Origin of the sequence: Neisseria sp. HMSC075C10 (assembly GCF_001815615.1) — a bacterium.
In the GTDB taxonomy this organism is placed as follows: Bacteria; Pseudomonadota; Gammaproteobacteria; order Burkholderiales; family Neisseriaceae; genus Neisseria; species Neisseria subflava_A.
In genome coordinates this window covers 1-204 of sequence record NZ_KV821275.1, presented here as the reverse complement: position 1 = coordinate 204, position 204 = coordinate 1, and the positions used below count along the sequence as shown (strand labels likewise).

Annotated in this window: 1 protein-coding gene; it reads left to right on the top strand. The window is 59.3% G+C overall.

Annotation, left to right across the window (positions count from 1 at the left end):
* A partial coding sequence (locus HMPREF3047_RS10040; RefSeq protein ID WP_141756576.1) for a hypothetical protein occupies window positions 1-204 on the top strand: 204 nt, incomplete at both ends.

Below are 204 nucleotides of genomic sequence, written 5' to 3'. Positions count from 1 at the left end.
TACTCAGCGAAGGCAACATCACCATCGGCGGCAAAAAAACCAGTGCCCGCGCTCTCGGCATCCATACCGATTCGGCCACTGCCCATCACGGTGCCGACAGCGTTCCCGATCTGCAAAACCTACTCGACAAACAGCAAACCGTCGCCCAATCGACTGCCGCCATCCACAGTGCCGTCGGCACCTATAGGGGCAACCGTGCCAAAG